Here is a 13039-nt window from a genome sequence, read left to right as displayed (position 1 = left end):
CTACAGCGGTACGGTAGTGCCGAGCCATGCTCGGCAGGGGCTTTCCCAGCGAAAAACCGCCCTCACCCCAACCCCTCTCCCGCAAGCGGGAGAGGGGCTACAGCGGTACGGTAGTGCCGAGCCATGCTCGGCAGGGGCTTTCCCAGCGAAAAGCCGCCCTCACCCCAACCCCTCTCCCGCAAGCGGGAGAGGGGCTATCGCCTGCGCGCCGCCGGCCTGTAGTGCCGAGCCATGCTCGGCAGGGGCTTTCCCAGCGAAAAGCTGCCCTCACCCCAACCCCTCTCCCGCAAGCGGGAGAGGGGCTACGGCGGTACGATAGTGCCGAGCCATGCTCGGCAGGGGCTTTCCCAGCAAAAAGCCGCCCTCACCCCAACCCCTCTCCCGCAAGCAGGAGAGGGGCTACAGCAGTCACACCGGCGGAATTTCGCCACCTGCCGGTCGTTGCGGCCACACGGTCTTGGCCAGCAACTCATCGTTCCAGTCGAACGACAGCTTGCCTTCCTTCAGGAACAGCGCCACGAAGTTGTAGACGTTGCGCGCGAACATTTCGCTGGCGTGCACCGCACCCATGCTGGCCAGGTTGAGCGGACCAGCAACCGTCACGCCGCCGACCTCGATGGTTTGCCCCGGCTGCGTTGCCTCGCAGTTGCCGCCAGTCTCGGCAGCCAGATCGACGATCACACTGCCTGGGCGCATACCCGCCACCATCGCCGCGGTGACGATCTTCGGTGCCGGACGGCCGGGCACGGCAGCGGTGCAGATCACCACGTCCACCCCTTTCAGGTGTTCGGCCAAGCGTCGCTGTTGTTCAGCGCGCTCCGCGTCGGTCAGCTGCCGGGCATAGCCGCCCTCGCCGGCAGCGCTGACGCCCAGGTCCAGGAACTTGCCACCCAGCGACTCGATCTGCTCACGCGTCTCAGGACGTACATCGAAACCTTCAACCGCTGCGCCCAGGCGCTTGGCTGTGGCAACGGCCTGCAGGCCCGCAACACCGGCACCGACAATCAGTACCTTGGATGGGCGGATGGTGCCGGCGGCAGTTGTCAACATCGGGAAGAAACGCGGCGCAAGCTGCGCAGCGATCAGGGTTGCCTTGTAGCCAGCCATGCCGGCCTGCGAACTGAGCACATCCATCGCCTGTGCGCGCGTGGTACGTGGCAATCGTTCCAACGGAAACGTCTGCAACTGGCGGGCCTGCAACGCCGCCGCGCGCGCGGGATCGGCTTCGGGCTGCACCCCGCCAACCAGCACCGCTGCCGTCTTCAGGCGCGCAATGGTCGGCAAGGACGGGGCCTGTACGCATAACACCAGATCTGCAGCTTCCAGCGCGTCACCCAGCTGGGCCCCTGCATCCACATAGGCCTGGTCGGGGAACCCCGCAGCCGCGCCTGCGCCGGCCTGCAGGTGTACCTGCGCGCCGGCTGAAACAAGTTTCTTCACCGTTTCCGGCGTGGCGGCAACGCGTCGCTCGCCTTCGGCGGTTTCCTTCAACACCCAGACATCTACGGCCATTCCAGTCCTCGATGCGCAGCGGATCAACCGCCGGATCGTAGCAAAGCCGGTGCCCTGTGCGGCAGCCCCAGGGCTGCCAAGCCGCCAATCAGTTGGCTACGCCCTGCGGTTCCAGCCGATCGATCACGCCCTGCATGGCGGTGTCGAAGGCGCCGTCATCCACATGTGGACGCAAACGTTCCAGCCGCACCATCACCGCCAGTTCTTCCGGCGAGGCCACGCAGAAACGGATGCCGCGGCGGTTGACGAACAGCAGTCGCGAAGAAATCGGACTCACCCAGGACAACTTGCCGGCCTGCATCTTGCCGTCCTTGTCGATGAAATCCAGCCAGGTGCCGATTTCCATCCTGCGGAAACGTTCGGCGTCGCTGTCGTCGAAATCCTCGGCCTTGGTCGCATTGCCGAACTCGATGGCCGGGGTTTCCGGCGCCGGCGGCGTCGGCAAGGCCACCTGCGGCAGTTCCGGCAAGGCCCGCTCCAGTTCCGGCCGCAGTTCAGCGATGGACTGCAGGGTGTCGTGCAAGGCGTCGATCGCGGTGGTGCCACCGTCGCCATGCAGGCCAACACTGGCAAACACCTTGCGCAGCCCGGGCTGGCTGGATTGCAGCCATGGCTTGCCGACGATATGGCGGCGTGCTTCGGCCACTTCTTCCAGCACATCGTCGGCCAGCTTCAACGCTTCGGCCACACCTTCACCTTCCTCGCCTTCGCGCAGCAGGGTAAGGGTCAGATGGTGATTCCAGGGCTGGCGCAGGAAGTCTTCGATGGCCTTGGGCAGGCTGACGTCGGCAACCCGCTTGTCCAGCTCGGCGCTTGCGCGATTGCGGGCGACTTCCAGTTTCTCCTGGCCACGTTGGGTCTCGGCTGCGCGCCGCTCGGTGATCTCGATACGCCGCCGGTGCTGGGCCAGGAAGTCGCGGAACTCTTCTTCCAGGGTGAGGAAGATCGCCAGGTTCTCATTGAACTCGGCGGTCAGCCTTTCAATGATTTCCTCGACCTTGCCCATCAGCGCGCGCTCGGCCTGGCTTTCCCCGGCATTGCCCTCGCAGGCCTCGGCCAGCGAGTTGAGCAGCTTGCGCGCCGGATGGGTCTTCTGCACGAACATGCGCCGGTCGAGCATGGCGACTTTGACGAAGGGCACGACCAGACGCCCGATCAGCTCGCGCGAACGCCCTTCCAGGTCACGTTCGTCGAGCATCACGTCGAACAGCATGCCGACCAGGTCGATCGCATCTTCGTCCTGGGGGTCCAGATGCGCCTGTTGCGGGTCCACCCCGAGGCGCGTGGCACCGGACAGCACTTCACTCTTGAGCCGTTGCGCCAGCGATTCGCCATCCTCGCCCACCGCCGCGCGCAGGGTTGCGCTGGGCGTGGCCTGCAGCAGCGACAACACCGACATCATCTCGCGCTGGTTCAAGGAGCGCTGCTGGCCGGCGCCGGCATGCGCGGCATCGGCCGCAGACGCCGACGCCCCTTCGCGGGTCTGCCGACTCTGCGCCAGCAGCTCGTGCAGCGCCTCCAGCACCATGTTCTGCGAACTGCCATAGGCCTGTTCGGCCTCGAAACCCGCCGCTGCCTGCGCGGCAGCCTGGCCGGCCATGCTGCCGCGGCGCTGGTTCCAGCGCTCGGAAAAGCGCCGCGCCCACATCGGCGCATGGCCCGGGTCGAATCCTTCCTCTTCTTCCTGCGCAGCCTGCGACACCTGCTCGACCGGCGAGCGTTGCGGACCGGGCCGGCGCGGCGCGGCGATCTCGGGGGCGACACCGGCCTGGGCCAGGCGCTCGTCCACGGCTTCGTACAGCTTGCCGATGCCGGCGGCGAACTCGCGTTCGCACAACTTGAACAGCACCAGCCGCACTTCAGCGGCCAGGTCGCAGGTATAGAACGCCTCGTGCACGGCCACGCCGATGTGCTCCGGGCCGATCGGATTGGTGTCGGCATCCAGCGTCGACACCCCCGCCACCCAGGCCAGGCGGTGATCGATGCGCAGCAACACCTGCTTCCAGTCGCGCAGCAGCACGGTGGCAAAATTGCGTACGGCCAGGCGCGATTCAAGAATGTGTTCGGGGACCAGGCTCAAACCGCCGTCGCCCTGCCCGGCCAGCACGCTCTCTGCCGACTGTGGGCTGCCGGCTTCCAGCGCGGCCCAGGCCTGTTGCAGGTGGGCATCGAACCGACGGGAGATCTCATCACGCCGGCGGCGCAGCTCACGCATGCCGTCCAGAAACGCCAGCTGCGAGGGGCCCGCCGTCTCGGCACGATCGAACAAGGCATCGTCAAAGCCCGCCAGCACCTTGGCAAAGGCCTGCGACAGCACTGGCAGGGCGGCCTCACGGGCCACGCCAAGCAGGTTCTGGTTACGACCGGGCTGACCGGCGGGATGCGGATTGGACATCATGCGCAAAGGCTCCACACCCTTACAGGCGCTGGTCTTCTGATAAACAAATTGGGAAATGCAGACACGGCCCCCGAAACCGCACGCGCATGGTAGGCGGAGAAGATGAACAGGGTCAGTGATGCAGTCCGCACTTCCTACCTCATGAGCCCTTCCCCGCAATACCAGCCATGCTAAGCGTGTCAGCGATTATTAGCGACCCGTAGCTTGTTCAGGCCACACGACACAGCGCACAAAACCGCCGCTGGCTCCCGCTAAACGGCCGGTACATGGGCGACGTCTATAATCACTGGCCGCCTCAGCTCCCGTGAACCATGTCCGACAACTGCTTCCTGCAAGCGCTGGATCAGCGCCATTCGGTGCCCTCCCTGCAACTGGGCGAGCCGGCGCCGGACCCTGCCACCGTGCTGCGCATGCTGCAATCGGCCGTACGCGTCCCAGATCACGGCAAGATGGTGCCGTTCCGGTTCCTGCGCCTGCAGGGCGAAGCCCGCCATGCGCTGGGCGAGTTTCTGGCCCGGCGCAGCCGCCAGCGCGACCCCAATGCGGCCGAGGCCGCGGTGGAAAAGGACCGCCAGCGCTTCTCCCATGCACCGCTGATCATTACCGTGATCGCCCGCTTGCAGGACAACCCCAAGGTCCCCGCGCAGGAACAGCTGCTCACCGCCGGCTGCGTGTGCTTCGCCCTGCTGCAGGCCGCGCAGGGCTGCGGTTTCGGGGCGCAATGGCTGACCGCGTGGATGGCCAGCGATCCGGAAGTCGCCCGCCACCTGGGCCTGGCCGACAATGAGCAGATCGTTGGTTTCATCCATATCGGCACCCCCAGGATTGCCGTCCCCGACCGCGAACGCCCCGATCCGGCCATGCTGCTGCAGGACTGGCAGCCATGAATGCCGGCAGTGCCCCACTGCAGCCGCTCTACCTGATCGACGCCAGCCTGTACGTCTTCCGCGCCTGGCATTCGATTCCCGACGAATTCCAGGATGCGCAGGGCTGGCCGGTAAACGCAGTTCACGGTTTTGCCCGCTTCCTGCTCGACCTGCTTGAACGCGAGCGCCCACAACATATCGCCGTGGCCTTCGACGAAGCGCTGGACAGCTGTTTCCGCCACGCGCTGTATCCGGCCTACAAGGCCAACCGTGATCCGGCCCCGGAGGAACTGCGCCGCCAGTTCGCCCATTGCAAGGCGCTGTGCGCCGCCTTGGGCCTGGAAGTACTGGCCGACCGCGAATACGAGGCTGACGACCTGATCGGCAGCGCCCTGCATGCCAGCCGCGGCCGCCTGCGCGGGGTCATCGTCTCGGCCGACAAGGACTTGTCGCAGCTGCTGTCGGAACACGACGAGCAATGGGACTACGCCCGCAACCAGCGCTGGGGGGCCGACGGGGTGAAGGCACGTCAGGGTGTGCATGCACACCAGGTCGCCGACTACCTGGCGCTGAGCGGCGACGCAGTGGACAACATTCCTGGCGTATCCGGTATCGGGGCCAAGTCAGCGGCCGTGCTGCTGGCGCATTTCGGCAGCATGGACGCCCTGCTCGAGCGCATTGATGAAGTGCCGTTCCTGCGCCTGCGCGGCGCCGCCACCATGGCGGTACGGCTGCGCGAGCAGCGTGAGCAGGCCTTGCTGTTCCGCCAGCTGACCACGGTTGCCTTGAACGCACCGCTGCACAACGCCGCCGGCGGCTTCGTGCGTGCCAATGGCGACGGCGACATGCTCGGCGGGCTGTGCGAGGCGCTTCGGTTTGGCCCGATGACCCGGCGCCGACTGATGACTGCGGCCGGCCTGCAATCCCCTTCCACTCCAGCCAACGAGTTCGCATGAGCCATAACACTGCTGAACCCCGCGTCGTCTACGAAGGCAAATACCAGCGCATGCTGGTGCGCGGCACCTGGGAGTACAGCGAGCGCACCCATGCCGGCGGGCTGGCCGCGATCATCATCGCGGTCACCCCCGATGACGAGGTGCTGTTCGTCGAGCAGTTCCGCGTGCCGCTGCAAGCGCGCACCATCGAGATGCCGGCAGGGCTGGTTGGCGATATCGATGCCGGTGAATCCATCGAGGTGTCGGCCGTGCGCGAGCTGGAAGAAGAAACCGGCTGGACCGCCGACCATGCCGAAGTGCTGATGATCGGCCCCACCTCCTCCGGCGCCAGCAGCGAGAAGATCGCCTTCGTGCGTGCCACCGGCCTGCGCAAGGTCGGCGAGGGCGGCGGCGATGCCAGCGAGGACATCACCGTGCACAGCATCCCGCGTCAGCGCGCTGCAGCCTGGCTGGTGGAGAAAATGGGCGAAGGCTATGAGCTGGACGCAAAACTCTGGGCCGGCCTGTGGATGATCGAACACCATCTGGATGGGCGCCCGCGTGGCTGACTCCGGCTTGCAAGGCGTCACTGCGCTGCTCGGCGCCCATGATCCAGCGATTTACACCGTGCACAACCCGCACGGCGTGTCCCCGTTCCTGCTGCTGGCCGATCATGCCGGCCAGCGTGTGCCGCAGGCGCTGCAGGACCTGGGCTTGCCGCAGGCCGAACTGGACCGGCACATCGGCTGGGATATCGGCATCGCCGGCACCACCCGCGCCCTGGCCAAGCGCCTGGACGCCTGGGCCATCGAACAGACCTATTCGCGCCTGTTGATCGACTGCAACCGGCCGCTGGTGTCGCCGACGCTGATTCCTGAAGTCAGCGACGGCACCGTTGTTCCCGGCAATCGCGGCCTTGATCCACAGCAACGCCAGCAGCGCATTGATGCGATCCACGCGCCCTACCACGCACGCATCGACGCCGAGCTGGACCGTCGCCGCGATGCGGCTGTGCCGACACTGCTGGTGATGATGCACAGCTTCACCCCGGCGATGGCCGGCATGGAACGTCCATGGCATGCAGGCGTGCTGTATCACCAGGACACGCGCTTCGCGCATGCGCTGTTGCAGGCCTTGCGCGATGAAGGCGACCTGGTGGTCGGCGACAACCAACCGTATTCGGTGAACAGCAACAGCGACTATGCGGTGCCGGTGCATGGCGAAGGCCGTGGTCTGGTGCATGTGGAACTGGAGATCCGCCAGGACCTGATCGCCGATGTGGCAGGGCAGCAGGCCTGGGCGGAGCGACTGGAGCGGATATTCCGCAGCTTGCAGCCTGAACTGCTCACCTGGAAGTAGCCTTGTAGGAGCGGCGTCAGCCGCGAAGCCGATGAACTGTCGGATGTAACACCGGCAAGTCCCCTGCCGAGCATGGCTCGGCACTACGCGGGCATTGCGTTGTCCACACAGGCTGTGCCCTGACGGTTACACAAGCTGTGGATAAGCCTGCACAACCCTTGCACACCAGACCTTTGCAGGCACTGGTGATTTTTTGATCAAGCAGGTCGCATGTAGTGCCGAGCCATGCTCGGCAGGGGCTTTACTGATAAACCCATTTGCAGGAGCGGCGTCAGCCGCGAAGCTGGCAGATGATCAGATCGCAGAAATGCTCGACTGATCGTTGTCGCCAGCGTCGCGGCTGACGCCGCTCCCATAATCTCAAGGGTTTGTCGGTAAAGCCCCTGCCGAGCATGGCTCGGCACTACAGAGCCTCGCTTATCAGCCGGCGAAGCTGTCGGTCGCGCGTACCAGTGCGTCGACGTTCTCGGCTTCAAATGCCGAGTGGCCGGAGGCAGGCGTGATCTGCAGCTGCGCCTTCGGCCAGGCCTTGTGCAGTTCCCAGGCATTGGCCAGCGGGCAGACCACGTCGTAACGGCCGTGCACGATCACACCCGGGATGTGGGCGATCTTGTGCGCGTCGCGCAGCAGTTGGTCTTCCACCTCGAAGAAGCCACCGTTGACGAAGTAATGGTTCTCGATGCGGGCGAAGGCCAGCGCGAACTGCGGGTCTTCGTGGCTGTTGACGAAATCGTCGTCCACGTGCAGGAAGCTGGTTGCACCTTCCCACACGCTCCAGGCCTTGGCAGCGGCCAGGCGCGTGGCCTCGTCATCGCTGGTCAGGCGGCGGTGGAAGGCCGAGATCAGGTCATGGCGCTCAACGAGAGGGATCGGCTTGAGGTAATGCTCCCAGGCATCCGGGAACAAACGGTTGGCGCCTTCCTGGTAGAACCATTCCAGCTCCCAGCGACGCAGCATGAAGATGCCGCGCAGCACCAGCTCGGTCACCCGCTGCGGATGGGTTTCGGCATAGGCCAATGCCAGCGTCGAACCCCAGCTGCCGCCGAATACCTGCCAACTGTCGACGCCGAGCTTCTCACGCAGCTTCTCGATGTCGGCGACCAGATCCCAGGTGGTGTTGTCGACCAGATCCGCATGCGGGGTGGAACGACCCGAGCCACGCTGATCGAACAGGATGATGCGGTACTTGGACGGGTCGTGGAACTGGCGCATCTTGTCGCTGCAGCCGCCACCGGGGCCGCCGTGCAGCATCACCACCGGCTTGCCGTTGGGGTTGCCGCATTGTTCGAAATACAGCGTGTGGCGGTCGTCGACCTTGAGTGTGCCGGTGTCGTAGGGCTCGATGGCGGGGTAGAGCGTGCGCATGGCAGCCTCGCTGGGAACAGGCCGCTTAGTCTAACGCAGCGATGTTGCGGTCTTGTCTGCGCTACAGCGTTCCATCAAGGCGTCGCATAGGTCGCCGGGGTGATCCTCTCCAGCAGCCAGATGCCGTCGAAGCGCTGACGTGCTTCGGGCAGCGTCAATTCATCGGCGTAGTCCATGCCCCACAGCCGGCTGGCCGGATCCTCCTCGCCCGACAAACTGCCTGCATGCAGATCAACGAACACCGCTGCGACCGAGGTATCGGCAGTCAAGCGCGACTCCAGCTGCGCCGGCCGTGCGTCCACCTGGCGGACCTGCTGATCGATGTAGTCGAGGTAACTCCCTTGCGCCCCGGCGTAATGCAGTACATAGGTCTGCTCCTGCAGCGCAGGTGGCAAAGCGCGGGTCACGTTGTCCACCACCGGAAAGCCACGCGGATGACCGTCGCGGTAGCCGCCAAGTTTGTTCAGATGCGCGTAATGCCCCCAGACGACCGCCTTGCGCCCCGGATAGGCCTGCTCCAGCAGCCACTGCAGGTTGCCGGCCATGACCGGATCGTGTTCGTCGAAGGGCCGCAGCTGCCAACTCACCTCGGCCATGCGCTGCAGGCTGGCGTTGATGCGCCGCCAGAAGCCATCGCTGTTGAACACGTCGTCGCCATGCTCGGCGTCCGGCGCCGGCAGCAGTTGCAGCAGCCATTGCGAATCATCTAGGAAGCGCTGGCGTGCGCGAGCATCCGCCATCGCCAGCTTGCCATCCAGCAATCGCTGTACCTGTTGCAGGTGCAGCTGCAGGCGCTGCCTTGCTCTTTCATCCAGTGGCTGCCGCAGCAAGCGTTCGCGCAGCTGCGGCACCAGCTGGCGACGCGAAAATGCGCCGCTCAGGCGCCCGTCGAAGCCAGCCAACTGCATCGCGCCGGGCGCGTCGCGTTGTGCATCCAGATAGTCGTACAGCGGCCACACCTCGGCGCTGTTGGCATACATGTAGAAGATATTGCCGGGCGCATTGGCGCGCAGTGGCAGCCGCGATTGCCATAGACGGGTGACATCGAACAGGCCGCTTTCCAGTACCAGCAGGTCGAAGCCCTTGCGCTCGTGCAGGTAGCGTACGGTGCGCACCTTGCTTTCGTAGATATTGCCTTCGCCATGCGTGAGTTCGTCGAGCATGACGATGCGCTTGTCGCCGATGGCCTCACCCAGGGGCGCCAGATCAGCGAAGTCATCCTGCACCGGCGAGCCCTCACGCAAGGGATGGATAGGCGCGTGTTTGCTGGTGGCTGGCGTTGCGGCACAGCCCAGCGATGTGACCAGCAATACGACAGCGAACGCGGTACGGATCATCGGCATCCCAGGTTTGGAGATGGCGATGCTACGGGAGGTTTTGGGTGCCGTCTTGTGGACAGGAAATGACCTGGATGACGTGCCGGAGCAGTGCTTTTGGCTCCACCTTGGCTTTGGCTTTGGCTTTGGCTTTGGCTTTCGTTCTTTATGCAGTCATTCCCGCGAAGGCGGGAATGACGAGCTGAAAAAAAGCGGCAAGAGCAACAACAACTACAACAACCTCAACCTCAACCAGGCCAACGCCCCAAGGTCACCCGATCCCGCTGCTCCAGATCCTGCACCGTCTGCGCCTCCGCAAACCCGGCTTGTTCCAGCAGCGCGCGGATCGCCTCGCCCTGATCCCAGCCATGCTCCAGCAGCAACCAGCCACTGGGCACCAGATGCTCGTGCGCGCCGGCAACAATCTCGCGGATCGCATCCAGGCCATCCGCGCCCGATGCCAGGGCCGGCGGCGGCTCGAAACGCAGGTCTCCCTGCACCAGATGCGGGTCACCTGCAGCGATATAGGGTGGGTTGCTGACGATCATGTCGAAGCGATCCGCGCCCAACGCCGTGTACCAGTGCCCACGCCGGAACCACACATTCTGCAGCCCATGCGCCTGGGCGTTCTTCACCGCCACCGCCAGAGTCGGGCCCAGCACGTCGGTCGCCATTACCGTCGCCAGGGGCCGTTCACTGGCGATCGACAAGGCGATGGCGCCGCTGCCGGTGCCCATGTCGGCCACCCGCACCATGTCATCGGCCGGCAGCCGTGCCAGCGCCTGCTCGACCAGCAGCTCGGTTTCCGGGCGCGGGATCAGGGTGGCGGTGTTGACCTGCAGGTCCAGGGTCCAGAAGCCGCGTCGGCCAGTCAGATAGGCCAGCGGATGACCCTCGGCACGGCGCGCCAGCAGCACCTCGAAGCGCTCCACCGCCTCGGCATCCACCTCGTCGGTGGCATGCGAGAACAACCACGCCCGCTCCACGCCCAGCACGTGGATCAGCAACTGCTCGGCTTCATGGCGGGCATCTTCACCCGGCAGGCGTGCGGCAGCCTCCCGCAACAGCTCGGCAACCTTCAACGTGGACACTGCATTACCTCTTCGCGGCTTCTTTCAGGAGGGCGAGGATAGTCAGCGCGCCCGCCCCTGCCTACCGCCATGATCCTTGCCTAAGGATTAATCCCATCTATGCCACATCGTTCAGCTTGGCCCTGGATGGCTTGGAAAGCCCGCAAAGCACCCGATATCAGGCCTTGAGGCAGCTTCAGGGCATCGATTGATAGGCTTTATCTATTGATACGATGCATCCAATTCATTTGTTTTATTAGTTTCTGCCTATTAGTCTTTGCTCCAACGATTCACCCCGCCCTACAACCCAAGAGGAATCTTCATGTCCCTTATCAACACCCAGGTCCAGCCGTTCAAGGTCAACGCGTTCCACAACGGCAAGTTCATTGAAGTCACCGATGAGTCGCTGAAGGGCAAGTGGTCGGTCCTGATCTTCATGCCGGCAGCCTTCACCTTCAACTGCCCGACCGAGATCGAAGACGCCGCTGACAACTATGCCGAGTTCCAGAAGGCCGGTGCCGAGGTCTACATCGTGACCACCGATACCCACTTCTCGCACAAGGTGTGGCACGAAACCTCGCCGGCCGTGGGCAAGGCCAAGTTCCCGCTGGTTGGCGACCCGACCCATCAGCTGACCAACGCCTTCGGCGTGCACATTCCGGAAGAAGGCCTGGCCCTGCGTGGCACCTTCGTGATCAACCCGGAAGGCGTGATCAAGACCTCGGAGATCCATTCCAACGAGATCGCCCGTGACGTGTCCGAGACCCTGCGCAAGCTGAAGGCTGCCCAGTTCACCGCCGCACACCCGAACGAAGTGTGCCCGGCCAAGTGGAAGGAAGGCGAAAAGACCCTGACCCCGTCGCTGGACCTGGTCGGCAAGATCTAAGTCCCGGTCAGCCGGTGGCGATGAACCAGATACCTGGTTCGTCTCCATGGCACTCCCACCCCGCCTTCGCGGCGGGTGTGGGGGTGAACCGCAGCGTGTTGATGCCAGCCAGCACCACGCCCGCACGCCACGCAGCCCGCTGCGGTTCACCCCTACTTCTACTGGCGCCCCGCTTCATGCAGGGGCGTCACCCCCCCGCTTTGCCTCAACGAAGGAGTTGACCGTGCTCGACGACAGCCTCAAGACCCAGCTGCAGCAGTACATGGGCCTGCTGCGCCAGCCACTGCGCCTGATCGCCTCGCTCGACGACAGCAGCGCCAGCCAGGACATGCGCGGCCTGCTTGACGATATCGTCGCGGCCGGCGGCGGCAAGATCACGCTGGACACTTCCGGCGACGATGCGCGCAAGCCCTCGTTCGTGATCGCCCGCGAAGGCCAGGACCACGGCGTGCGTTTTGCCGGCCTGCCGCTGGGCCACGAATTCGAATCGCTGGTCCTGGCCCTGCTGTGGACCGGCGGCCATCCGCCGAAGGTCGCACAGGACGTCATCGACAGCATCACCGCGATCGACGGCAAGTACAGTTTCGACGTCTATATGTCACTGACCTGCCACAACTGCCCGGACGTGGTGCAGGCGCTGGCGTTGATGGCGATCCTGAACCCGAAGATCAGCACAACGGTAATCGAGGGCGGCACGTTCCAGCAGGAAGTGGAACAGCGCCAGGTGATGGCGGTGCCGATGGTGTTCCAGGGTGGCGAGATGTTCGACTCCGGCCGCATGAGCCTGGAGCAGATCGTCGCCAAGCTCGACACCGGCGCCGTTGCCCGCGAGGCCGAGAAGATCAAGGCCAAAGATGCATTCGACGTGCTGGTGGTGGGCGGTGGCCCGGCCGGTGCGGCGGCGGCGATCTATGCCGCACGCAAGGGCATCCGCACCGGTGTTGCCGCCGAGCGCTTCGGTGGCCAGGTGCTGGACACCATGGCGATCGAGAACTTCATCTCGGTGCAGCACACCGAAGGCCCGAAGCTGGCCGCCGCGCTGGAAGCCCACGTGCGTGAGTACGAGGTGGACATCATGAACCTGCAGCGCGCGGCCAAGCTGGTGCCGGCCGGTGCCGATGGCCTGGTCGAAGTGCAGCTGGAGAACGGTGCTTCGTTGAAATCCAAGACGGTGATCCTGTCCACCGGTGCCCGCTGGCGGCAGATGAACGTGCCGGGCGAGGACGAGTACCGCAACAAGGGCGTGGCCTATTGCCCGCACTGTGACGGCCCGCTGTTCAAGGGCAAGCGCGTGGCGGTGATCGGCGGCGGCAACTCCGGCGTGGAAGCGGC

11 protein-coding genes are annotated in these 13039 nt (G+C 64.9%); 6 read left to right on the top strand and 5 right to left on the bottom strand.

Annotation, left to right across the window (positions count from 1 at the left end; all coding sequences use genetic code 11):
• Positions 1-408: 408 nt before the first annotated feature.
• Both RT131_RS17995 and RT131_RS17990 read right to left on the bottom strand, forming a co-directional pair.
• Complete coding sequence (locus RT131_RS17995; protein ID WP_313174180.1) at positions 409-1512, bottom strand: NAD(P) transhydrogenase subunit alpha; 1104 nt, start codon at positions 1510-1512, stop codon at positions 409-411.
• 88 nt (positions 1513-1600) lie between these two features.
• A complete protein-coding gene (locus RT131_RS17990) occupies positions 1601-3910 on the bottom strand; it encodes a DUF1631 domain-containing protein (RefSeq protein ID WP_313174179.1) in 2310 nt (769 codons plus the stop codon).
• Between the two features lie 311 nt (positions 3911-4221).
• On the opposite strand from RT131_RS17990, the gene RT131_RS17985 reads away from it, so the two are divergent.
• Genes RT131_RS17985 through RT131_RS17970 form a run of 4 tightly spaced genes read left to right on the top strand, consistent with a single transcriptional unit; the run spans position 4222 to position 7070 of the window.
• Positions 4222-4797, top strand: a complete 576-nt coding sequence (locus tag RT131_RS17985) for a nitroreductase (protein ID WP_313174177.1) — start codon at positions 4222-4224, stop codon at positions 4795-4797.
• On the top strand, positions 4794-5732 hold the full coding sequence (locus tag RT131_RS17980) for a 5'-3' exonuclease H3TH domain-containing protein (protein ID WP_313174175.1): 939 nt from the start codon (positions 4794-4796) through the stop codon (positions 5730-5732). The genes RT131_RS17985 and RT131_RS17980 overlap by 4 nt, the downstream gene beginning before the upstream one ends.
• Positions 5729-6280 (top strand): NUDIX hydrolase, encoded by a 552-nt coding sequence (locus tag RT131_RS17975; protein ID WP_313174174.1) that lies wholly within the window; start codon positions 5729-5731, stop codon positions 6278-6280. The genes RT131_RS17980 and RT131_RS17975 overlap by 4 nt, the downstream gene beginning before the upstream one ends.
• On the top strand, positions 6273-7070 hold the full coding sequence (locus RT131_RS17970; RefSeq protein ID WP_313174172.1) for an N-formylglutamate amidohydrolase: 798 nt from the start codon (positions 6273-6275) through the stop codon (positions 7068-7070). The genes RT131_RS17975 and RT131_RS17970 overlap by 8 nt, the downstream gene beginning before the upstream one ends.
• Before the next feature lie 420 nt (positions 7071-7490).
• On the opposite strand, the gene pip is transcribed toward RT131_RS17970, so the two are convergent.
• The 3 genes from pip to prmC form a co-directional block, all read right to left on the bottom strand.
• Positions 7491-8435 carry a prolyl aminopeptidase gene (gene pip, locus RT131_RS17965; RefSeq protein WP_313174170.1) on the bottom strand — a complete coding sequence of 315 codons (945 nt, stop codon included), beginning with the start codon at positions 8433-8435 and terminating at the stop codon, positions 7491-7493.
• A gap of 74 nt (positions 8436-8509) precedes the next feature.
• Positions 8510-9772: an erythromycin esterase family protein gene (locus RT131_RS17960; RefSeq protein ID WP_313174169.1), complete on the bottom strand. Its 1263-nt coding sequence runs from the start codon at positions 9770-9772 to the stop codon at positions 8510-8512.
• 227 nt (positions 9773-9999) lie between these two features.
• Complete coding sequence (gene prmC / locus RT131_RS17955; protein ID WP_313174168.1) at positions 10000-10842, bottom strand: peptide chain release factor N(5)-glutamine methyltransferase; 843 nt, start codon at positions 10840-10842, stop codon at positions 10000-10002.
• 301 nt (positions 10843-11143) lie between these two features.
• Between prmC and ahpC the strand changes: the two genes are divergently transcribed.
• Positions 11144-11707 carry an alkyl hydroperoxide reductase subunit C gene (ahpC, locus tag RT131_RS17950; RefSeq protein ID WP_313174167.1) on the top strand — a complete coding sequence of 188 codons (564 nt, stop codon included), beginning with the start codon at positions 11144-11146 and terminating at the stop codon, positions 11705-11707.
• Positions 11708-11930: 223 nt separating this feature from the next.
• A partial coding sequence (gene ahpF / locus RT131_RS17945; RefSeq protein WP_313174166.1) for an alkyl hydroperoxide reductase subunit F occupies positions 11931-13039 on the top strand: 1109 nt, incomplete at its 3' end.

Source organism: Stenotrophomonas sp. (assembly GCF_032066555.1).
Classification (GTDB): domain Bacteria; phylum Pseudomonadota; class Gammaproteobacteria; order Xanthomonadales; family Xanthomonadaceae; genus Stenotrophomonas.
Note: the sequence above shows the minus strand (reverse complement) of the source record. Positions and strands in the feature narration are given on the sequence as shown.

Bases quoted from the DNA above. Each gene is read 5' to 3' on its own strand.
- RT131_RS17995 (WP_313174180.1), bottom strand. From the start codon at position 1,512: ATGGCCGTAGATGTCTGGGTGTTGAAGGAAACCGCCGAAGGCGAGCGA.
- RT131_RS17990 (WP_313174179.1), bottom strand. From the start codon at position 3,910: ATGATGTCCAATCCGCATCCCGCCGGTCAGCCCGGTCGTAACCAGAAC.
- RT131_RS17985 (WP_313174177.1), top strand. From the start codon at position 4,222: ATGTCCGACAACTGCTTCCTGCAAGCGCTGGATCAGCGCCATTCGGTG.
- RT131_RS17980 (WP_313174175.1), top strand. From the start codon at position 4,794: ATGAATGCCGGCAGTGCCCCACTGCAGCCGCTCTACCTGATCGACGCC.
- RT131_RS17975 (WP_313174174.1), top strand. From the start codon at position 5,729: ATGAGCCATAACACTGCTGAACCCCGCGTCGTCTACGAAGGCAAATAC.
- pip (WP_313174170.1), bottom strand. From the start codon at position 8,435: ATGCGCACGCTCTACCCCGCCATCGAGCCCTACGACACCGGCACACTC.
- RT131_RS17960 (WP_313174169.1), bottom strand. From the start codon at position 9,772: ATGATCCGTACCGCGTTCGCTGTCGTATTGCTGGTCACATCGCTGGGC.
- ahpC (WP_313174167.1), top strand. From the start codon at position 11,144: ATGTCCCTTATCAACACCCAGGTCCAGCCGTTCAAGGTCAACGCGTTC.